Consider the following 21,650-nt stretch of genomic DNA (forward strand, 5'->3'; position numbering starts at 1 on the left):
CGGTGAGTTTATTGTTGGACAGGTTTTTGAATTAACAGACTGGAGAGACTCGGTTCACAGAACATTGTCGGAGTAAACTCCACAATCTGATAGTCAGCGATTCCGTTGATATTGAACGGATATTGCGAGATGATAGTATCAACTTCAGCACGGTTATTAGCCTTCATCATTATCACTCCTCCAATACGAGGACTTCGAGGGCCGGATGTGATGAAATCGCCGGCTGCATAGTGTTTGGCAAGATATTCACGATGCGCGGTGAGAAACTTATCAACCTTGCTCAACGGCTTTCTATATGTAAGTATTGCGATAAACATAATGATATGATTAATTGAGAGGATAGTTTTCTTGAAAAGGCACTCTTTTCCGGCTCCGGACAACCTATGACAATGGCCCTCTTCATTCGATTGAGAAAAGGTTGCAGAAGCCCTGCTTGTTGAACTGATAGTACATTTCTATTCGTTCCGGTGTATCGTTTTCGAGTAACGTAAGTAACTCTTTTGCAAATTCAAGGGTTGCAGAACCGTTGGCGGTAACGATGTTTCCATCGCTTACGGCTTGTGCGTGGATATACCCCTCAGGGTTAGTGTAATTCTCTCCACCCCACAGCTTCAACTGGTCAAGCCCATTGCCGGTATGTTTCACCGCATTGAGGAAACCGTGCTTTGCCATAAACGAAGCTGCATTGCATATTGCGCCGACAACCTTCCCTCTTTCCACAGCTTTTTTGACAATTGGCACAACCCGTTCAGCAACAGGTGTACTCCACCCGAAACCACCAATCAGCACCAGCGCAGCATAATCATCGGGCATCGTATCAAACGAATAATCCGGCATTGTGCGAAACCCACCGATTGATTTCACCGGCTCCAATGTCGGGGCGACCACCTTATTGATATATTTCGGATTTTCCTTCATCGCATATTCATCGGAGGCGATAGCCTGCGAAAGAAACACCGTCTCATGCGCCGCATAGTCCGGCAGGAGTATATATAAAATTTCGTTACTCATAATTGTCTATTGCTTTTTCCAGCGTTTGAGATGTGGGAAAAACTGACGCATCTGCTCCTTCATCTGTTCAACCGTGAGATTTTGACCTGAGTTTCTGTTTATCTCATCGGTAAACTGAGCGCAGTGATCAATCATCTGCTCCATTGTTATATCCTGAGTGAACTTGCCGTCCTTGTAGCAGTAGATGCAATAATCCTCGTTTGGTGTGCCATTGGCATTCGTGCCGAGTACTTCATTTGTAAGCGGCATTCCGCAGCTCTGACAGAATTTCATTTCCATTGTAGTATTTCTTTTTGCTCAGTAGTCCAATAGAGCAGATTTCTAAATGCAGAAGCACGGACTATCAATGCAACATAATAAGTCGAAGGTCGTAAGCTATTGCGAAGCGCTTGCCCGGCAAGAAACTTAAATGCATGGAATATAGTAGCCCACTCTATGTGTGGTGAATCAATCTGTTATCCTTGTGCAGTGTCTTGAATTTTCTGTGTTCTCGACTTAAAAGAGTGCATAATGCTTCTTATTGCAAAATGTCGTGGACAGACTATGCCTGTCTAAATGCAAATTTGGCGAAAAATATTTGAATAATAGGGGTTAACTCGCTTTTTTTCTCAAGCACATCTCTTTTCATCGATATGATACGGATTTTGAGAAAGATTGTCAGATGGATTTTTGTTGTGTGATAGATAGCTTAATAGGATTATTTAACTTTTGTGTGCCGGATTCTCGCCCATGTCGCGACTAATTTTGCAGATGAAAGCCGCAGTGGTTATCCTCGTAACATCTAAGAGCTTGTTTAATAATAAATGTTACCGTCAGGGCGGTCAGTCGGCGAGCAGATTTTCGCTTGTGATGAGGGAGTTATGGGGCTCCATAACGACCGAAGAGCGGGTGGAAAGATGCCGGCGAATGACCGACTGGAGGTAATTTGTTCCATATTGTTAATATATTTTTACGTTTGCTTTAAAGCAGGCAAGAGATTGAATGGTTATAAAGCTACCTTTTGTCTCGTATATCTTGGCCGCTTTTCGCCATGACCCTCAGTCATGTACATAAAGTACACTCCTTCGGCACATGTCGAAAATCGACTCAAGCTATACGACCCTGGCGGCAACATTTATTATTAAACAAGCTCTAAATTTTTGACCAATATGTCATTCATCATTATTATTCTATGTGCATTCGCTTGGCTCGGCCAGGCCCTCAAAGACGGCGCTGATATCAATTAATAACCATAAATAATAACCATAAATCAAATACTCATATGGTTGGAATAATACTTTGGGCGATACTGATACTCATTATTGTTACATGTGCTTGTCCCGGCTTTTGGACCGCGTTAATCACTATTTCGGCGTGTGTGCTGGGTGTGTTTGGCCTGGTCGCGTGGATAGGTAATATAGTGAAAAAACGCTGAATTTAAACAATCTCTAAATAGTCTGCTATGTCATTCTGGAACTTTCTTGGCGAGGTCGCCATGTTCAATATGATTTGCAATCTGTTTTCGGGCAAATCTAAACCAGGTGAGACAAGCTCATGTCAGTCTCGACATGGCTACATATACGATGCGGAGTACGAAGCACGTGTTGGTGAGCTGGAACATGAAATTAGGGAATCTAAGAAACGGATTACTGAATATCAAGGGATTATTGACAATAGTCCATCCTTTGACATCGATGATTGCGATATTGATGAATTGCAGGACCGCATAGATGAGCTTGAAAGTCGTCTTGATGACTGTGATGTGATGTCGGATTGTTACGATTATATCCAGGATGAGATGGATATACTTCAGGATCGTCTTGATGCAATGCAGGAATTGGATGATATGTATGATGATATTCCCCTTTATAATGACTATGATGACATTGACCGTGACGATGACTGGTAAAATAGCCGGCCCTTATGTCATTACTTCTCGGGCGAATCAGGACAATGATTGTGGCCGATATAGCGGGCAGCGGCTTTGGCGACACTTTCAGCAACTTTCGCACGGAATTCGGGAGGTGCGATGACTTCGATATGGCCTCCATATCCGAGGATTAGGCGTTCAAGTTCGTTGTTTAGTACTACCTTGAGCGACAGCTGTATGCTGCCGTCACGGAATCGCTGCTCTACTTTCTGTGATTTGTGAAACGGCTTTGATTCGACATACGGAGCCTGCTGGCGGTCGATTCGGACAACCACGCGCCGGGCTTTGTCTTTAATCCCCTTTGTCACCCCGATTGTATCGTCGAAGAAGTGTTCCGGGTCAAAATCAACACATTTCTTGAATGTATGCACATTGTCAATTTCCACCGAGTGTATGCGGTCGAGAGCAAAGATATTGACTTGAGGTGCCTTGTTTGTGGCTTTTTCTCCAATCAGAAACCATCGGTTGCGATACTCCTTCAATAAATATGGATACACCACCAATGCCTCCGGCTGTCGTGCCTTGAACGACTGATATTCAATGACGATAGTCTGCTGCTTCCTCACAGCATCATATATCGCTCCTATGAATTGTGCGCCTCTGTAATCGGCTACATGTTCCATATCCATCGCAGGCGTTGCCGTTCCCGTATGCCTTGAAATCTGTTCGTTGAGTTTACTGATAGTATCGATAGATGATGCCAGCTGAGGGAAACCCTGGAGCTGCCGAAGAATATCAAGTGCAGAATTGAGAGCATAAAGCCCCTCGTCGTTGAGCGGGAGGTGTGTGATGCTGAAATCCGGGTCTTCATATTCATAGTATTTATTGTCGCGGACTACAATCGGGGCATTGTAGCCCAGACGGTCGCTACGCATCAGGGCAAGGTCATTTTGAAATGTACGGCGACTTATGGGGTTGCTGCGTCCCTCAAACTCTGCAAGCGCATCCGTGCATGCGTCAATCAGGTCGTTGATAGTCCAGCGCCTGTAGCGGTTCTGAAGGCAGCGGTCGATGGTCGAAATTCTTATCAGGGTGGCGCGATTGAGGGGCATGGCAATGAAATTTTTGCAAAAATAACAACATTTTTGGTAGTGCGCAAGCCAATTGCGCACTCGCTTCGTTATTTTGCGGAATAAATTCAACTATATGATTGTAAAAGGTAAAACAAGATCAGCCGAGATATTCACGGATAATATAGAGAAGTCGGCTATGAAATGGATTTCAGAACTTTGCGACCATTCTGCTATGGAGAGCGTACCCGTTGTCAAGATGCCTGATGTCCATGCCGGCAGCCTGTGTGATGTAGGCACTGCCTATCCGGTGACGATATATGTCAATCCCGACCATGTTGGCGCTGAAATCGGTTGCATGATATCCATGCGCCGTCTTTCTTGTATTATCAGCCCGGCTGATTTTGCTCTGCTTGACCATCGTATCCGCGAGGCTGTCCCTACCGGTTCGGATATATGCATCGGAAATTCGGTAAAATCGACGGATCTCCTATGGCTTACAAATCTGCCGACGAAATACTTCAACTAATCCGGCCGACGGTCGAAATATTGTGGATCGTGAGGCAGAAACTCAACATAAAAGACAGAGGAGAATGAAAAATACGGGATTCAACAACAGACGCATGACAGTAATTGGATGGAAATTTGTAACTTTCCTCTAAAACGTATTTACCTTATAAGAATGTGATATCCCCATAAACGGACAAGAACTGAGACAAATGTACATAAACACGGGTTCCGGCAGTCATTAGACAGCGGAATATAGATATAAGATTGCTACTTTCCTCTACAAGCTTGGTTAGCTTATGCCGGTATCCAACTCCTTCCGATGCTATTGCAAATTTGCGAACCGGGCTGCGATGCACCACAAAGTTAATTACATTGCACCGGAAGGTATGTCGAATGGCCCTCAGGCCATTTTCGATTCGAAAGATTTGAGTTGCTCCTCCAGGAGCCTCTGCTGCTCAAGTCTTTTGAGGTAGATGTCGATGAAGTCCTGCTCTTTGGAGAGCATGTGCCATATGGCGACGAGTATCTTGCGTGCGATGGCCACCTGAATTTTCATCCTGCTCTTTTTCTTGACCGTGGTCTGGACGTAGCTGAAATTTGAGAAGAAACAGTTCCGGGTTCTTGATGCGACCCATGCGATTTCAATCAGTATTTCTCTGAGATATCTGTTTCCGTGCGTCACTTTTCTGCTTTTGTAGCGACCATTGCTGACATCGTTTCGCGGTTTGAGTCCGCACCATCCGACAAGAGATGCCGCTGTTGCAAACATCTTCATGTCAACCCCTGTCTCCGCAATTATTGCCGTGGCCGCGCGTTCCTTGACTCCGGGGATGGTCTGAAGACGTCTGTACTGCTGGGGAAAGTGTTTCCCGCACAGGGCGGTGAGTTCCTTCTGGCATTCCGCCATCTGTGCCTCTATCAGGTCTATGACCGCCTTAGTCTGCCTGAAGATGATAATATCTGTATCCGAGAAGCAGCCTGTGACGGCCGCCATTATCGTCTGGCGGCCATGCTTGTTGATGGTGCGGCCATGAACCTTGGCGATCAGCTTTCCCGGATCACGCTCACCGTCGATTATGCAGGAAAGTACCGACTGATAGCTTTTCCCCTTTATCCGGCTCACGTAGTTGCTCAGCCTGAACCCGCAGCGCTGAAGGGCCGCATCAAGCTTGTTGGTGTTGTAGGTCAGATCTTCGTTGAGATCCATGATGCGGCGGTTAAGCTTGCGCATGTCCTGAACTATTGTCTCGGGAACGAAACTTCCTCTGATAAGATTCTTCAGCAAACATTCGGCTATCCACTGGGCATCCTTGATATCGCTCTTGCGTCCCGGAAGCTGTTTGATGAAATAAGGATTGACAAGCTTGAGTTCCATCGACCCGCAAAGCTCGTTCCATACGGGCACCCAATATACAGCTGTACTCTCCATGGCGGCCTCGGTTACGCCCCGGGCTGTCATATCATTACACATCTGGCGCAGGTCGGGAGTAAGAACTCCATAGGTTTTTTCGAAAATGATGGCCTCGTCATGCCCCATAATACAAAGATAAATGCTATCTTTGTGGACATCAAGGCCGGCGACTGTTCGGTTTCTGTCCATACCATTGAATTTAAATTATTCCTCCAAATTACTAAAATTGTGACTAAGAGCACGCAGGAGGGGACAGAAATCGGCGCGTCAGCCTTGTTTTTATTCTGCCGGTGTAGAAATCTCGCTGTTTTTATGTAAATTTGCAGTATGGCAACTATATTGAATATCGACACATCTACAAGCGTATGTTCTGTTGCGCTGACTATGGATGGCAATGTGATTGATCGCCGTGAGGATTACAACGGACGTAACCATGCATCATTACTGAGCGGGTATATCGAGGATATGCTTGCGGCGGCAAAGAAGCATGAAGTGGCGCTTGATGCGATTGCGGTCAGTATGGGTCCTGGCAGTTATACCGGTCTGCGCATAGGATTGTCTGAGGCCAAGGGACTTGCATATGCGATGAATCTGCCGCTCATAGGTGTCGATACATTGCAGACAATGACTGTGGCCGTTATGTTCAGTGATTTCTTTGATGAGAATGTGCTGTTCGCGCCGATGATTGATGCCCGGCGTATGGAAGTGTACACCGCTGTTCATGATTTCGCATTGGAGAATGTGCTGTCGCCGCGTCCGTTGATATTGGATGAGGACAGTTATCGTGAGCAGCTCGATTGCGGGCCGGTAATATTCTTTGGCGATGGCAGTGATAAAGCACGTCCGTTGCTTGAAAAGCATCCAAATGCAAATTTCATAACCGAAATACATCCTGTAGCGGCCAATATGATGGCTCTTTCCGAAAGAGCTTATCATAAAAGCGAATTTATTGATCTGGCTTATTCCGTGCCAAATTATCTTAAGGATTTTCAGGCGATAAAGCCTAAGAAACTGTTTTAGAGATTTTCGGGTACATACACCCTTTAAGAATTGGTGTGATGACACATGATTATTAAACAAGCTCTTAAGCATTCCGGTCATGAAGATTGAGCTTATAGTAGTAGGAAAGACTGCAACGCCTTACCTCAAGGAGGGGATTGAGCACTATGTGAAGCGCCTGACTCATTATGTCCCTTATGAAATACGTACCATCAGCGACATAAAGACCTCCAAGGCCCTTACTGCCGAGCGGCAGAAAGAGATGGAAGGCGAGTTTATTCTACAGCAGATTCAGCCGGGCGACCGCGTTGTGTTGCTTGACGAACATGGCCGTGAGATGACCTCTCGCGAATTTGCCGGTTATCTGGAAAAGGCAATGTCTACAGTCGGCAAGAGATTGCTGTTTGTCGTTGGAGGGCCATATGGCTTCTCAAAAAAAGTGTATGATCGGGCCGACGGCAAGCTGTCGTTATCCCAAATGACCTTTTCCCATGAGATGATACGTCTGTTCTTTACCGAACAGGTGTATCGGGCAATGACGATATTGCGCGGCGAGCCATATCATCATGATTAGAGCCGACTGTTATGTCGGGTTCAGTCAATAAGCAGCTCGCGGAGTATGGCGTCGGACACGAGCCAATATCTCTCGGGAATATACATGGAGGTATCCGTACAGACTATTCTACCCGATTTTATAAAGACGTTTGCGTTGCGTTTTAGCCTTGTTAAGGCGAAGTCGCCTCCTGCTTGTCTGAATTTTTCCATACACAGACCTTCCTTGGTTCGCATTGCGGTTATTATGATATCGTTAAGACGGTCTACAGGAGTCTCTTCCTCGGTTTCATAAAATATGCGTCCTGCCATCATTGCCTCGTTGTATGATTGCAGCCGCGATGGATTTACGCGACGCACTTGCCCGTCAAAGCTGTGTGCTCCCGGTCCGAGGCCCAGATAGGGAGTATAATCCCAATATGAGCTGTTATGGCGCGAATGCATTCCCGGAATAGCGAAGTTGGAAATCTCGTAATGCAAGAACCCTTGTCGCGCCATTGTTTCACAAAGGATATTGTACATCTCCTCCGACAGTTCTTGTGATGCTTCTTTGATTTTCCCCGCTCGGAGCATTGCATAGAGGCGAGTGCCCGGCTCGTACGAAAGAGCATATGCCGACAGATGTGTTATGCCGCATTCCGACAGCCGTTGCACCGACTCACGCCACGAATCTGCAGTCTGCTCCGGCAAGCCATAGATTAGGTCGGCGCTGATATTGGATATTCCGGCCTTGCGTATTGTGGCGATTGCCTCAATGGCGTCCTGTGACGTATGGCGTCGCCCTACAGCCAGTAGTTCACGGTCATTTAGCGACTGCACGCCTATACTTATTCGGTTTATCCCGATTGATATCATATCTTTGACACGCTGTATGCTGATATCCTCGGGATTTGCCTCTAAAGTAAACTCATCCAACTTTGACACAGGCAGAAGGGATGCGATTATATTTAACTCATCGGTCGATAGTATTGACGGTGTGCCGCCTCCGAGGTATATAGTGCGTACCGGTGCGTCGCCGAGTTCATGGCGCCGCATCGCCCATTCTCTTGACAGAGACTCTACAAATGTAGCTCTGCCATTGCTCCCGGAGGTAGAGAAGAAGTCGCAGTAGGCACATTTGGAGTGGCAGAATGGTATGTGTATATATATTCCGGCCATATGTCTGTCGGGTAGTCGGGTCAGATATTCTGACCGCAGATTGATTTATAATTGCAGAATCGGCAGTTGGCCGGATGCGGGGTTGGTGAGAAGGGAATTGTCGGGTCAAACAGCGGAGCAAGTCTTTCGGCGAGTTCGCCAAGCACTTCATCGTTTAATTCGCGATAGTCCGACAAGGTTGAGTTATTTATTACCACTTCCGGTATGTCTTTTTCGGTTTTAAGTTTCCTGAATCTGAACAATGTGGGCTTTATCGGGCCGTCGTATCTCATATCCATATGCAATGCGTTACAGTATAGAAACAGCTGTAGTATGGCCTTATGATGCTCCGTGCTGCTGTTGACCGGGGTGAACAGATGTCTGAGATTTGCGACTTTCAAATTGTCGCTGCCGGTTTTATAGTCTATAATCTCGATTATGCCTTTGCGGCGGTCTATTCGGTCGATTACTCCGCGGAGATTTACCGATAAATCCGGCGATAGCGGAATAGCGGTCGTGAATTTGCGCTCGGCGTGGATAAATGTAAATGGAACGCGCTTTTTTTCAAGCTGAAAAAGCTGCTTCATCTGTATTAGCATGATATCTGCAAGTACGCGCGCTTCACCGTTGAGCGGTGTCGGATTTATATACTCGTCATCGGGATTGCCGGTGTCATTCAGATTTGGCAGACGGTTGAAATAGCGGTTGATCGCCGATGTAATCAGCTTTTCAAGACCGACTGTGTCATTAGCCATCTGGTCGAGCATCTCTTCGCTGACTGTAACTTCTTCACGACTTCCGCGCAGATGATTGTATGAGTATTCTGCCACTTGGTGCAGCACACTTCCGAATGTACTCTCGTCCATATAATCAGTGACTTCCCCTTCATCTTTAAGGCCGCGGAGATAGTGGAGGCAGAACCTGAGTGGACAGCTGATGTATGTATTGATAGCCGATGGCGACAGATATCGGCGTGTGCCGTCGACCGCCCGATACGATTCGATAACCTCCATCAGCTTTTCATCCTTGGCTATGGCGATATCATTGACTGGAGTAGGCGCGGGCAGACTGAATGCAGCGCTCATCATCTTCATATGGCTCTGCGGATAATGATGCATCAACTGATATATATACCGCGACATATCGCCTGAATTCAGGGCTTCGGTGCGGGTATTGTATATGAGAGTCACATTTTGTGCCGCCGATATCATGCGATAGAAATAATACGCGAAAATGCATTCCTGAAACTCCATGGTAGCCATGCCAAAGCAGCGTCGCAGTATGTTGGGTATGAACGAACGTGTAAACTGACGTTTTGGGAATATGCGTTCGTTCATCGACAATATTATCAGGTTGTCGAAGTTGAGGGCTCTTGTCTCAAGGATACCCATTATTTGCAGTCCTTTCAGCGGCTCACCTGTGAAACTCACTGTCTCGGCGTCTACCACGCTTCGTATCATATGGAAGAATGTGGACTCGCGCATATTCACCCGATATCTTGATGCCGTGTCGCGGAGCTGCTCTACACTTTGGCGATAACGCGACAGGAATCCGACCTCCAGAGCTATCGGGGCCGGTGTCTCCGCTTCTTCAGGCGGCAACATGAAATCGCTGTCTGCCGGGATATCGTCCGCGCTTTGGTCAATAGTGGCATTCTTGTCCGCCGACTGCAATGTTTTCAGTTCCTGTTCGAGAAACGATACAAGTTGAAGCGTGTAGTCGAATACCTCTGTGCCTGAATGTAAATCGTCGACAGGATAAAATATATTTTCTACGGTCGGCCAAGTGTTGCGCAGTTCGTCGGCCGGTATGCTGAACATGCGGCTCCGGCTTATAGTCTTGCGTATATCTTCGCAGACTTCAGGGGCTATGCGTGCCAGTAGTGGATTTGCAAGTACATCGCACACATCCTCGTAGAAGAAACACCATGAGCCTCTTATCTTTCTTGCCTTGAGATGCATGGTCATGACACTGCGCATCAGAGCTGCCGCGGGAGTCAGTTTCATAGGATACCCCATAGTGATGTTGACCGACGGAATAGAGGAGGGGAGTGAATGGAGCAACTCGATGAAAAGATCTTCCGAGGGGAGTACTACCGCAGTGTCGATTGCATTCTCCGGATTGGCGATACGTCCGTCGGCTACCATGCGTTCAAGCAGACGGCCTGTATATTTTACCTGTCCCACATTAGAGGGTATGCCAATCACCTCTATCTCCGGCAGTCCTATGTTCTCTTCTTCCGCAATGTCGTATAGCGATGGAAACAGTTTCACATACCTGCGTATGAAGTGTGTGGCCATATTGTCGGTGCGAAGTTCCTCAGGGAAGGAATAATCCCAATAGAAATCGGCAATGCCCATCTCATGCAGCCGAGAGAATATACTGAGCTCCGATATCGACAGTACATTGAATCCGACCATGATTATACGTCGGTAAGGTATGTCGTCATGCGTCATTGCCGCGAATTTTTCGGCGACTTCGCGGTATTGCATTCCGGAGTAGCAGAGGCCGCGTTTTGAGAGCGATTCGCGGAATTGCCGGTACAGGGGCTCGAGAATCTCCCACAGCCGCATAAACGATTCGCGGTTGGTGTGTGGCTCTCGCGGATTGTCGAGGTGTGTCCAGAAGCGGTCAATATTGTCGAGCGGTATCTGCGCTCCCCAGTATTTGTTGATTATCTCCTTTTGCCGGGGGGTGAGATAGTCGGAGTTTATTTCCTTGTAATTTTTCAGATTGCGGAAGAGCTGTGATGCGTCGCTCATATAGCGGTCTACATCGTTGAAATCGCTCAACAGCATGTCGCCCCAGAATACAAATCGGTCAAACTCCTCAATCTGCGGCGACAGCCCGTTGTACAGGTTGTAAAGCGTAAACAGCAGGTCGTAGCGTGATGCTACTGCATAATCGGAAAAGTCGGCGATAAAGTCGCTGATGGTAGTCACTTCCGGCTCTATGAGCGGAGAGCAGGAAGTGGCATGTAGCCCGAGAAAATGACGGAAGAATGTGGCGCTTCGCTTATTGGGAAATACGAAGCAGTAGTCGGCCATCGAGTCGGCATGGCGGTCGAAATATATGTCGGCGATACGTTGAAGAAACGGAATCATTGGTTGTTGGATATCGGCGATAATGCAGTCAGGCCTTCAGATATATGCACATCCTTACGGCAAGATCAAAAAGTACAAGTTTCGGATTGGCGTTACCGGCTATGTCGGTTATTGCCGAGTCGAATTCCTGGGATATGCGTTCGACGTTGCGCTCATTTATGAAGCGTGAGAATTTGCTTGAGAAAGCAGCCTCCGCACTGTTGAGATAGTTGAGCTGAGGCACATTGAGGTTCATTATGAAGTTTTCTCTCACCAGTCGAAGGCAGTAATTAAGAAAGCGTATTATCGTCTCGCGGCCAAACGCCGATATGGTGACTGTCCATTCTTTGAGGTCGGCCATCTGGTTCTGATATGCTTTGCGCATAAGAGCCATAAACAGTTCGAGAAACTGTTTCTCTTCTTTTGAAAACGACAGCGCGGTTTCTGCCGCAAGCATGCTCCCGTCGGCATTGTGTGCTATCGCCATTGCGTCGGCCATGGATAAACCCTTTGTCTCGACAAGGCGGTTTGCCACTATTTCATCTGGCAGACGATGTACAATTATGCGCTGGGTACGTGAATATATGGTCGGAAGTATTTTTTTTGCATCGTTGCTTACGAGTATGAACAGCGTGTCGTGAAACGGTTCCTCGATAAGTTTCAGCATTTTGTTGGCGGCCTCTGTCTTCAGTCGTTCAGGCAACCACATTATCACTATTTTGTATTTTGCCTTGTGGGCTGTGAAGCTAAGTTTATGTATCAGGCTGTCTGCTTCGCTGACAAATATCTGTGGCTGGGAGTTTCCTGCTTGTATGAGCGACAGCCAGTGTAGAAAGTCCATGTATGGAGAGTCTTCCGACATGCGGCGCCATTGGTCCATGTAGTCGTCGGACACGGGATTCTCATGTCCTCCTTTTACTATCGGAAAGGAGTAGATGGTGTCGATATGGTTGATACTGCGGTGCTGGATACATGCCGGGCATTCTCCGCAACTGTCGCCGCCGTTGCGGTTTTCACAATGTATGTACTGTGCCATGGCACGGGCGAGCATCATCTTTCCCGTGCCGGATGGCCCTTCGATGAGCAGGGCATGCGGTATTCTGTCGTTATCGGCCATGGAGCGCAAACGCTCTTTCACTGACTGGTGTCCGGGTATGTCGCTGAACTTCATGCTCTTAATATACGGTGTGGGCCACTCGCTCTACACTGCGTGTGGCGTTGAGAGAATAAAAATGAATGCTCGGCACATTGTGGGCTATGAGTTCCCGGGCCTGCATGGTGCACCATTCTACACCTATTTCTTTCGCCTGTGCGTCGGATGTGCATTTCATCAGTTCGTTGGCAAGGTCGCTTGGCATGTCGACATGGAACACCTTGGGCAGCAGGTTGAGCTGCGACATGGTGGTGATCGGTTTCAGTCCGGGAATTATTGGGACATTGATGCCGGCGTTGCGGCAACGCTCGACAAATCTAAAATATTTCTCATTGTCGAAAAACATCTGGGTCACGATGTAATCGGCGCCGTTGTCTACTTTAAGTTTGAGATACTGCAGGTCAATATCCGGATTAGGCGATTCCTCATGTTTCTCCGGATATCCGGCCACGCCATATGAGAAAGTCTCTCCGGTGATGATATCCATTTTTGTGCCGTCAATGAAATATCCTCGGTTGAAGTCGTTGACCTGTTGCTGTAGCTCCGATGCATGGGCGTGGCCGTCGGCATTGGGCGTGAAACGCGACTCATGCTTAGCCTTGTCGCCGCGCAGTAGCAGCAGATTGGTTATGCCGAGGAAGTTCAGGTCAATTAAGGCGTACTCGGTCTCGATTTTCGAAAATCCGCTGCATATCATGTGAGGAACGGCCGGGATGCCGTATTTCTGTTGGATTGCGGCGGCTACGGCCACAGTGCCCGGACGGCTACGCTCGCTCACACGTCGGTACAGTCCGTCGGACGTGTCCTTGAACACTATCTCGCTGCGGTGGGTGGTTATGTTGATATACAGCGGGTCAAACTCACACAGAATGTCGATATTCTTAAACAACTGGTTGATGCCGCGCCCCTTGAGCGGGGGCAGTACCTCAAAACTGAATCCGGGAGTCTGACGCGCGGCTATTATGTCGGTAACTTTCATGTGTCTTGTCGAAGATGAAAAGCAAAGATAGCAAATTCGTGGATAATTTCGTACATTTGCATTATGAAAAAAATTGACCGGGAGACAGTGCAACGCATTCTCGATGTGGCTGACATTGTGGATGTGGTAAGCGATTTCGTAAGTTTGAAGCGTAGAGGTTCGAGCTATCTTGGCTTATGTCCGTTCCATAACGAGCGTACTCCGTCGTTCTCTGTGTCCAAGTCAAAGAATATCTGCAAATGTTTCAGTTGCGGCAAGGGCGGAAGTCCTGTGAACTTTATAATGGAGCATGAGCAGATGACGTATCAGGAGGCTTTGCGCTATCTCGCCGGGAAATATAATATTGAAATCAAAGAACATGAGATGACCGACGAGGAGCGCGAACGCGAGACTGAGCGTGCGTCGCTTCTTGCGGTCAATGAATTTGCACTCCGGCATTTCGAATACAATCTTAATGAAACCGACGACGGACGCAACATCGGCCTTACATATCTGCAACAGCGTGGCGTGAATGAGGCCATGATAAAACGCTTTCATCTCGGCTATGCGCTTGAACGCTCTACCGCTCTTTATGATGAGGCAAAACGCAAGGGCTACAATGAAAAATATCTTGTGGATACTGGGTTGTGTATCCGTACTGACACAGGCCGCGTATATGACCGTTTCAAGGGTAGGGTAATATTTCCGGTGTTTTCTGTAGCGGGAAAGGTAATTGCCTTTGGTGGCCGTACCTTAAAAAAAGATCTGGCGAAATATGTCAACTCGCCGGAATCTACCATCTATACAAAAAGCAAGGAACTTTACGGACTGTATCAGGCAAAGCAGGCGATAGTAAAGCATAATAAATGCATACTTGTCGAGGGATATCTTGATGTCATCTCGATGCATCAGAGTGGTATTGAGAATGTTGTGGCCTCGTCGGGCACGTCGCTTACCGACGGCCAGATTCGGCTGATACATCGATTTACCGACAACGTCACAGTCATATACGACGGCGACGCCGCCGGTATCAAGGCCTCGTTGCGCGGTATCGACATGCTGTTGCGCGAGGGGCTCAACATAAAGGTTCTGCTTCTTCCCGACGGAGACGATCCCGACAGTTTCGCACAGAGCCATACTTCTACCGAGGTAGAAGAATACATAGCCTCCAATGAGGTCGATTTCATTCAGTTTAAGACGGGAATCCTGTTGCAGGGACTTGAGAATGACCCCATAGCCCGTTCGCGTGCCATTGGTGATATCGTGCAGTCGATATCGCTTATTCCCGATGCGGTCACAGCCAATGTATATATTAAGGAGTGTAGCCGACGCCTTGATATCGACGAGCGTGTTGTGGCTCTTGAAGTGGAGAAACGCCGTAAACAGCAGGCCGAAAAGGACGCCAACGCGGCACGTCAGGAGCGTGCCAGGAAGTCGCTCGGTGATGCTGCTCAGCCTGAGGGTGGAGCGATACCCGCTGAAAATTCCGATTCGCCTGCTCCGGTTGCCGAAGCCGCACCTTTTGTGGAACCTGCCACAATAGGCAGCATGCCGACGGTCTCCGATGATGCAACGCGCGATGAGAAAAAATTCCGTAGATTCATGCTCAAGTATGAGAATGCACTTGTAAAATACATGTTGCGCTACGGCTTGCTTACTCTTGCCGATATGGTCGATGAGGATGGAAATTCGGTTACGGTGACAGTGGCCGATTACATAAAGTCGGAGCTTGAACGTGACAGCATGGAGATCTGCAATCCTGTGCTTGCATCAATCTATAATGCAGTGCTTAAGCTCCAGGCTGAAGACTGGCCGCGGGTTGAGTCCGACTGCCGGGAGCGTCTTGAGCAGGCTCGTGCCGAGATGATTTCTGCAGGAGAAGCGGAGATACGCGCATCGGCTGCCGACCTTTCGGATATCGAGCGGCGTGAGGGTGAACTGAAAGCCGCAGCCGATGAGAAGTATATTCGCGACTTGCGTGAGTATGCGATGACTTATCCCGAACGGGTCATTTGTTCCAGCCCCGATGACAATATACGCAAGGTCGGGATGGAGCTTGTTGCCGAGCGCCATGTGCTCAGCAAGGTATTCACCAAGTATACCCATATCATAGCTGACGATGAGAGATTGCCCGACATTGTGCCGCGCGCGGTGATTGAATACAAGGATGCTATGCTTGAATGGCAGATACAGCAACTGAACCGTAGTATAAAGGAAGCCTTCTCGGGGCATGACAACGAGACTCACTGTATGGAGCTTATGGCACGACTGAGCGAACTTCATGCCCTGCGCAGGGATATGGCCACTTATCTTGGAGAGCGCATAATATTGCCGAGATAAACGAGAACTATCGCGTGTGGCGACATGTTGTAATTCAAAACAATCTATTAGAGCTTGTTTAATAATAAATGTTGCCGGCAGGGTCGTATAGCTTGATTCGATTTTCGACATGTGACGAAGGAGTGTACTTTATGTACATGACCGCAGGAACAGGGCGAAAAGCGACCAGGATATACGAGACAAAAGGTAGCTTTATAACCATTCAATCTCTTGCCTGCTTTCAAGCAAATGTAAAAATATATTAACAATATGGAACAAATTACATCCCTTCGGTCATTCGCCGGCATCTTTCCGCCCGTTCTTCGGTCGTTATGGAGCCCCATAACTCCCTCATCACAAGCGAAAATCTGCTCGCCGACTGACCGCCCTGACGGTAACATTTATTATTAAACAAGCTCTTAGTCATGCGCATACTGATAATAGGGCTTGGTATCTATGGCTCGAATCTGGCCGTTGACCTCACTGCAATGGGGCATGAAGTAATCGGAGCCGACAACAAGCCGGCTTTGGTCGAGGCAATCAAAGACAAGATTTCCACAGCCTACATTCTTGATTCCACCGACGAGATGGCATTGGGTTCACTGCCTGTCGCTTCGTCTGAACTTGTCATCGTCGCTATCGGCGAAAATTTCGGTGCGAGTGTGAAGACTGTGGCTCTATTGCGCAAGATGGGAGTAAGGCATCTTTATGCACGTGCTGTTGATGACATCCATGAGACTATATTGCGCGGATTTCAGGTAGATCGCATACTCGTCCCGGAGCAGAGAGCCGCGCGCGAACTCACTCGTGAGCTTGCTCTTGGGGCCGGTGTCGAGGCCATAGGTATAGACAGAAATCATTATGTGATGAAGTTTATTGTGCCTGATTTTTACGATGGCATGACTCTTGAGGAGATTGGACTTGAACGTAATTTCGGTCTCAAACTTGTTGCTGTGACCCGTATATCCATCCACCGCAATGTGCTGGGACTTACTGACAGCGAGCCGATGGTGGTTGATAGTACTTCTGAGGATTTCCGAGTGCAGAAAGGGGATGGAATCACTGTGATGGGGACACAGAAGCAGTTTCGTGACATGATTCATCATATGGGATAACCGTATCTGCGTCGTTGTGTTGGTGTCGTTGAGGAAAAGCTGTATATTTGCATATGGATATGTCTCGACGATTCAACACATATATTGATATTCCTGAAGTGGATTTCTGGCGCACTTTCTGTATGGAGCAGGGAGTGTTGCGTCATTTCGAGAAGGGTGAGGATTTTGTTACCGTAGGAGAGGTGTGTCGTTATGTGGGGTTTATAAAGAGCGGTACACTTAAATACCTGGCTTTTTCATCGGATGGTTGCGAGCACGTGGTAGGAATGGAGTTTGCCGGAGAGTTTGTAGCCGACTTCCCTTTCTTGTTTTACGGAACTCCGTCGAGAGTGTCGATAACAGCCCAGTCGCCATGCGATATCTATTGTGTTTCGGTGAAGGTAATAGCCGAGCGGATGAGGAATGATAGGTTTTTGTCTGACATCATCATGCATTCGACAGAAGCGGTGTTTTCGACTGTCTACGACCGATACATGGCGCTGTATACCCGATCGGCTAATGAGCGTTACCGCGACCTCATAAACCGTCATCCCGATCTTTTCACTCTATTCTCATTGAAAGATATTGCATCATTTCTGAACATCACACCGACCCATCTTAGCAGATTGCGGAAAAATCTCTGAAAAACATGCCCTTAGCGTGTGTTAATACAATTTAACTAATGGGGGGGGAAATCGAGATTTATTACTATCTTTGAGCGAGGTTAAAATTATAAAATTTTAGCTGATGATAACACATATAAATAATTCTAATCAAATTATCAACATTTATGAAAAAGGTAATTTTAGCCGCCGCTCTTCTTGTTGCCGGCGTATCTGTTGCCAATGCAGAGGGTTATAACCGTGTAGCTGTATCGTATGACCACACTAATCTGAGCTTTAACAAGGACGCTGCTTCTTTTCTTGATGCTGATGGCAGCGAGACAGCCGGTCTAAATGGTTTTGGACTCAACTATATCCACGGTTTCGGTGTTGCCGAAAATATGTTTGTTGAAACCGGAGCCAACGTCGATTTCCTTTTTGGCAATAAGTCGTTTAAGGAATCAGAGGATGGCGACTGGTGGGAAGATAAATATAAATTCCAGAACATCAATATTCAGGTTCCTGTAAACTTCGTATATCGTTTCAACCTTACAGAGGGTGTTTCTCTCGATCCTTATATCGGTCTTAATTTTAAACTTCATCTTACCGAGAAGTATAAGAATGAATTTTCTGATTCTGACGGTGATAAATAACGTGAGTTCGATGAAAATAATCAAAAGAGAGTCAGCTGATTATCATACACGCGTTCTAAGTTTATCCTCGGTTTCTTTGGAAACAGGCAATAAGCCGCTATCCCACCAATGAGATTAACGATGAAATTCGGAAATGAACGGTGTCGCGAGTGTTCTATCTGAGCGATGTTTTTGAGTTGGTCGTTTACAGTTTCGATAATAGCCCGTTTTCTCAGAAGTATTCTGTCATACATTGATCTCAGACCGCCTTTCATGTTGTTTTTCAGTTTTGTGATCAATTGGATTCCGTCAATGAACAGCTTGCAGAACAGGTCTTTGCCGATATAACCTTTGTCACCGACCATCTTGCCGTATATGAACTCGACAAACGACTTCACTTTCAGAGGTTCCCGGTCATCAACATCTCCCGGAGTGATCATGAAGTTGAGAATCTCGCCCTTGTCGTTGCATATCAGATGTAGCTTGAATCCGTAGAACCAACCTAACGAACACTTCCCACGTTGCGCTATTCCTTTGAACACCTTGTGCATGTGTATCCGTTGGTTGCGGCACACACGTAGCAGTGTGCTGTCGACAAAACTAATACCGGTACATTTTCCCAGCAGACATTTCTTTACGAATATCACGAACTGAACGACCACTGATTTCTCCAGCTCCGTGAATCTGTTGTATGAGACTGTTTCGGGGAACAGATGCCTGTATCGCTGACATATCTCGTTCAGATAAAAGTGTTTGAGACATTTATGGTTGGAACTGTGGAACATGATCATGATAACAATGACCTCCGCCTGCGACAGACGGCAATCTCGATGATATTCCCGCTTCCTGTCCGTACGAATCTTCGAAAGACCTCTGCGACGGAGCATCGCATTAAAAACTTTGCAGAATTCATCTGCAATCACGAATATTTCAGTAATTTTGTCTTCGGTGAGCATAGCGATAAGAGTATTTGTTTGAAATTGAGTCCTTTAAATTTAATACTTTTATCGCTAATCACCAATTTCTCATCTAATTAATTTTCGTCGAACTCACGTTAAATATGAGGGCGATTGGGTTAGTGTGTTTGATGATGGCGAAAAGGCCATGGATGGCAAGGACTATACCTGGAATCGCTTCCAGATGGGATGGCATGTCGGCATAGGCTGCAATTATGAGAAATATTATCTCGGAGTGCAGGTAGGTACTGACTTTATCCCTGCCTACAGCCACAGCTTTGATGGTGGCTATAAGCCCAAAGTAAATACCCTTGATGTCAAGCTATCTCTCGGCTACACATTCTGATATGGAGTTCTCTGGCTATATGGGGCTTGCTTCTTAATGTATCGGATGTGTATCCGATAATATTAAATAGATTACGAGGAATATGGTTTATTGCTATATTCCTCGTTTTTTATTGAAAAAATTGATATTTGTTGAAAAAATTTGGATGCTATTAGTTGTTATGCTAATTTTGCGATATAACACAATCATTAACATTAATTATTTATGAAAAAGGTCGTTTGTACATGGTTATTATTGATTAGGAGCGCTATAGTATGTTATGCGCAATATGATCGTGTCAGTGTTTCTCTGAGTGTTTTAGGACTCAATGCAAATGAAGATTTTGGGGGGGGAATATTATAATAAATATGACACAGATGTAGTATTAGGCGGATTCGGAATAGACTATATTCATGGTTTCCCTATTGTGAAGAATCTGTTTCTGGAAACAGGTGGAAGCCTTAATTTCCAGACTGGCGGTAGTGACGGAGAGCGAGTCTATAACGCAGATAGGGAATGGCTTAAGATAAAAGAACAATATCGTAATTTTAATCTTCAAATACCTGTTGATTTCGCATACCACATCAGAATATCCGATAATGTTTCGTTTGTCCTATTTCTTGGTCTGAATTTACGGCTTAACATGATTTATAGAATGAAAATGTCGTTAAACAGCAGTTTACCGGCGTTACGTGATAATACCGGATGGATTAATCTTCTTAGCTCAAGTGAAGAGAATATGGGTTCGAGTTCTTTGACCTGGAATTGGTTTCAGGTGGGCCTTACATGTGGTTTCGGCTTCAATATCAACAGGATTTATGTAGGGCTAAACGGTATTGTCGACTTCATTCCTGCTTTCGGCTATAGCGAAGGCGATTATAAGCCTAAAATCAATTCTGAGAATGTCAAGCTCAGTGTCGGTTATAATTTTTAATTCAGGTGTCAGGCTGAGCCAAGTATAAGAATACTTCCTTGCTGTAATCTAATGTTTTAATATATTTACATGCACGTTTATTTTTGAATGTGCCATATACCAATTATTCCACTTGTATAAAAAGATGTACTTATGAGAAAGACAATATTGACTTTTATAGTCGCGGCAATGGGAACATGTATGTCGCATTCTGAGGATTACGAACATGTCTCGGCCTCGTATGAGTGCTCTTTCCTTAAGCCTACCAAAGAATTTAAGTCTACAGACGATGTCATACAGTTGCATGGCGGATATCTCAATTATGCTCATGGATTTCAGCTTAGGGAGCGAACGTTTCTCGAGACTGGAATTGGAATCAGCGCCTTGACTGGCAATGCCGAGCCTATGATGGATACAGATGGCAATGCCCTGAATCAGAAAATTACCAATTGTTATCTTAAATTACCTGTAAATCTGGTGTATCGACTGCCGCTGGATGATAAACTTTCACTGTCGCTGTTTGCCGGAATTGCAGGCAAATGTAATCTGTACTATAAGTCAAAAGTCTCCGCCGGTAATTCTGCTCTACCGGGTTTGGATGTCAGCTATACAAGTGATCTGCTGTCGGTGTCCGAGATGGGCGAAAATAATGTATGGCATCGTTGGCAGGTCGCTTGGCAGATAGGCGCCGGATTAAATATCAAGTCTGTTTATATCGGCATAAGCGGAGGTTCGGATATTATCCCTCCTTACAGTCATAGGGGTACAAAGGCGCGCATGAATTCTGCAAGTATTAATGTTACTGTAGGCTATACATTCCATATCAATTATAAAAAACTGTTTGAAGATTTTTAGAGCTTGTTTGATAATAAATGTTGCCGCCAGGGTCGTATAGCTTGAGCCGATTTTCGACATGTGCTTTATGTACATGACTGAGGGACAGGGCGAAAAGCGGCCAAGATATACGAGACAAAAGGTAACTTTATAACCTATACAATCTCTTGGCTGCTTCTAAAATAAATGCAAAAATATATCAACGATATGAAACAAATTACCTCCCTTCGGTCATTCGCCGG

General features: G+C 46.3%; 21 protein-coding genes. 11 read left to right on the forward strand and 10 right to left on the reverse strand.

Annotated elements, in window-relative coordinates:
- Positions 1-8: 8 nt before the first annotated feature.
- From ADH68_RS10540 to ADH68_RS14075, 3 genes are all read right to left on the reverse strand, one after another.
- Positions 9-317: a YciI family protein gene (locus ADH68_RS10540; RefSeq protein WP_068960844.1), complete on the reverse strand. Its 309-nt coding sequence runs from the start codon at positions 315-317 to the stop codon at positions 9-11.
- Positions 318-399: 82 nt separating this feature from the next.
- On the reverse strand, positions 400-1,011 hold the full coding sequence (locus ADH68_RS10545; RefSeq protein ID WP_068960843.1) for a DJ-1/PfpI family protein: 612 nt from the start codon (positions 1,009-1,011) through the stop codon (positions 400-402).
- Positions 1,012-1,017: 6 nt separating this feature from the next.
- Positions 1,018-1,290, reverse strand: coding sequence for a zinc ribbon domain-containing protein (locus tag ADH68_RS14075; RefSeq protein ID WP_068960842.1), 273 nt, complete (start codon positions 1,288-1,290; stop codon positions 1,018-1,020).
- A gap of 1,162 nt (positions 1,291-2,452) precedes the next feature.
- Here ADH68_RS14075 and ADH68_RS10550 point away from each other — a divergent pair.
- The gene (locus tag ADH68_RS10550) at positions 2,453-2,899 is read left to right on the forward strand and encodes a hypothetical protein (RefSeq protein ID WP_068960841.1); all 447 of its coding nucleotides are present in this window, start codon (positions 2,453-2,455) and stop codon (positions 2,897-2,899) included.
- 20 nt (positions 2,900-2,919) lie between these two features.
- On the opposite strand, the gene ADH68_RS10555 is transcribed toward ADH68_RS10550, so the two are convergent.
- Entirely contained in the window at positions 2,920-3,972 is a 1,053-nt protein-coding gene (locus ADH68_RS10555; protein ID WP_068960840.1) for a helix-turn-helix transcriptional regulator, read from the reverse strand.
- Positions 3,973-4,066: 94 nt separating this feature from the next.
- Here ADH68_RS10555 and ADH68_RS10560 point away from each other — a divergent pair, with 94 nt between their 5' ends.
- Complete coding sequence (locus ADH68_RS10560; RefSeq protein WP_068960839.1) at positions 4,067-4,459, forward strand: RtcB family protein; 393 nt, start codon at positions 4,067-4,069, stop codon at positions 4,457-4,459.
- Positions 4,460-4,840: 381 nt separating this feature from the next.
- Here the strand turns inward: ADH68_RS10560 and ADH68_RS10565 are convergent, their stop codons facing one another.
- The gene (locus tag ADH68_RS10565) at positions 4,841-6,040 is read right to left on the reverse strand and encodes an IS110 family RNA-guided transposase (protein WP_068959705.1); all 1,200 of its coding nucleotides are present in this window, start codon (positions 6,038-6,040) and stop codon (positions 4,841-4,843) included.
- Positions 6,041-6,178: 138 nt separating this feature from the next.
- Between ADH68_RS10565 and tsaB the strand changes: the two genes are divergently transcribed.
- Together tsaB and rlmH are read left to right on the forward strand one after the other, a co-directional pair.
- Positions 6,179-6,871, forward strand: a complete 693-nt coding sequence (gene tsaB / locus ADH68_RS10570; protein WP_068960838.1) for a tRNA (adenosine(37)-N6)-threonylcarbamoyltransferase complex dimerization subunit type 1 TsaB — start codon at positions 6,179-6,181, stop codon at positions 6,869-6,871.
- Between the two features lie 79 nt (positions 6,872-6,950).
- Positions 6,951-7,424: a 23S rRNA (pseudouridine(1915)-N(3))-methyltransferase RlmH gene (gene rlmH / locus ADH68_RS10575; RefSeq protein ID WP_068960837.1), complete on the forward strand. Its 474-nt coding sequence runs from the start codon at positions 6,951-6,953 to the stop codon at positions 7,422-7,424.
- 20 nt (positions 7,425-7,444) lie between these two features.
- On the opposite strand, the gene hemW is transcribed toward rlmH, so the two are convergent.
- The 4 genes from hemW to metF are packed head-to-tail and all read right to left on the reverse strand — an operon-like array spanning position 7,445 to position 13,754.
- Positions 7,445-8,560, reverse strand: coding sequence for a radical SAM family heme chaperone HemW (gene hemW / locus ADH68_RS10580; RefSeq protein WP_068960836.1), 1,116 nt, complete (start codon positions 8,558-8,560; stop codon positions 7,445-7,447).
- 20 nt (positions 8,561-8,580) lie between these two features.
- Positions 8,581-11,643 (reverse strand): PD-(D/E)XK nuclease family protein, encoded by a 3,063-nt coding sequence (locus tag ADH68_RS10585; RefSeq protein WP_068960835.1) that lies wholly within the window; start codon positions 11,641-11,643, stop codon positions 8,581-8,583.
- Positions 11,644-11,671: 28 nt separating this feature from the next.
- Entirely contained in the window at positions 11,672-12,793 is a 1,122-nt protein-coding gene (locus ADH68_RS10590) for a DNA polymerase III subunit (RefSeq protein ID WP_068960834.1), read from the reverse strand.
- Between the two features lie 4 nt (positions 12,794-12,797).
- Entirely contained in the window at positions 12,798-13,754 is a 957-nt protein-coding gene (gene metF, locus ADH68_RS10595) for a methylenetetrahydrofolate reductase [NAD(P)H] (RefSeq protein ID WP_068960833.1), read from the reverse strand.
- Positions 13,755-13,817: 63 nt separating this feature from the next.
- Between metF and dnaG the strand changes: the two genes are divergently transcribed.
- The 4 genes from dnaG to ADH68_RS10615 all read left to right on the forward strand — a co-directional run bounded on the left by dnaG (position 13,818) and on the right by ADH68_RS10615 (position 18,401).
- On the forward strand, positions 13,818-16,073 hold the full coding sequence (gene dnaG, locus ADH68_RS10600; RefSeq protein WP_068960832.1) for a DNA primase: 2,256 nt from the start codon (positions 13,818-13,820) through the stop codon (positions 16,071-16,073).
- A 404-nt stretch (positions 16,074-16,477) separates the two neighbouring features.
- Positions 16,478-17,167: a potassium channel family protein gene (locus ADH68_RS10605; RefSeq protein ID WP_068960831.1), complete on the forward strand. Its 690-nt coding sequence runs from the start codon at positions 16,478-16,480 to the stop codon at positions 17,165-17,167.
- Between the two features lie 59 nt (positions 17,168-17,226).
- Positions 17,227-17,790, forward strand: a complete 564-nt coding sequence (locus tag ADH68_RS10610; protein WP_157755891.1) for a Crp/Fnr family transcriptional regulator — start codon at positions 17,227-17,229, stop codon at positions 17,788-17,790.
- 146 nt (positions 17,791-17,936) lie between these two features.
- A complete protein-coding gene (locus ADH68_RS10615; protein ID WP_068960829.1) occupies positions 17,937-18,401 on the forward strand; it encodes an outer membrane beta-barrel protein in 465 nt (154 codons plus the stop codon).
- Between the two features lie 20 nt (positions 18,402-18,421).
- On the opposite strand, the gene ADH68_RS10620 is transcribed toward ADH68_RS10615, so the two are convergent.
- The gene (locus ADH68_RS10620) at positions 18,422-19,336 is read right to left on the reverse strand and encodes an IS982 family transposase (protein ID WP_084273910.1); all 915 of its coding nucleotides are present in this window, start codon (positions 19,334-19,336) and stop codon (positions 18,422-18,424) included.
- A 148-nt stretch (positions 19,337-19,484) separates the two neighbouring features.
- On the opposite strand from ADH68_RS10620, the gene ADH68_RS10625 reads away from it, so the two are divergent.
- The 3 genes from ADH68_RS10625 to ADH68_RS10635 all read left to right on the forward strand — a co-directional run bounded on the left by ADH68_RS10625 (position 19,485) and on the right by ADH68_RS10635 (position 21,429).
- Positions 19,485-19,682, forward strand: a complete 198-nt coding sequence (locus ADH68_RS10625; protein ID WP_068960828.1) for a hypothetical protein — start codon at positions 19,485-19,487, stop codon at positions 19,680-19,682.
- 307 nt (positions 19,683-19,989) lie between these two features.
- Positions 19,990-20,595 (forward strand): hypothetical protein, encoded by a 606-nt coding sequence (locus tag ADH68_RS10630; RefSeq protein WP_068960827.1) that lies wholly within the window; start codon positions 19,990-19,992, stop codon positions 20,593-20,595.
- 132 nt (positions 20,596-20,727) lie between these two features.
- A complete protein-coding gene (locus ADH68_RS10635) occupies positions 20,728-21,429 on the forward strand; it encodes an outer membrane beta-barrel protein (RefSeq protein ID WP_084274028.1) in 702 nt (233 codons plus the stop codon).
- The last annotated feature ends 221 nt before the right edge of the window (positions 21,430-21,650 follow it).

Source organism: Muribaculum intestinale, assembly GCF_002201515.1.
GTDB lineage: Bacteria > Bacteroidota > Bacteroidia > Bacteroidales > Muribaculaceae > Muribaculum > Muribaculum intestinale.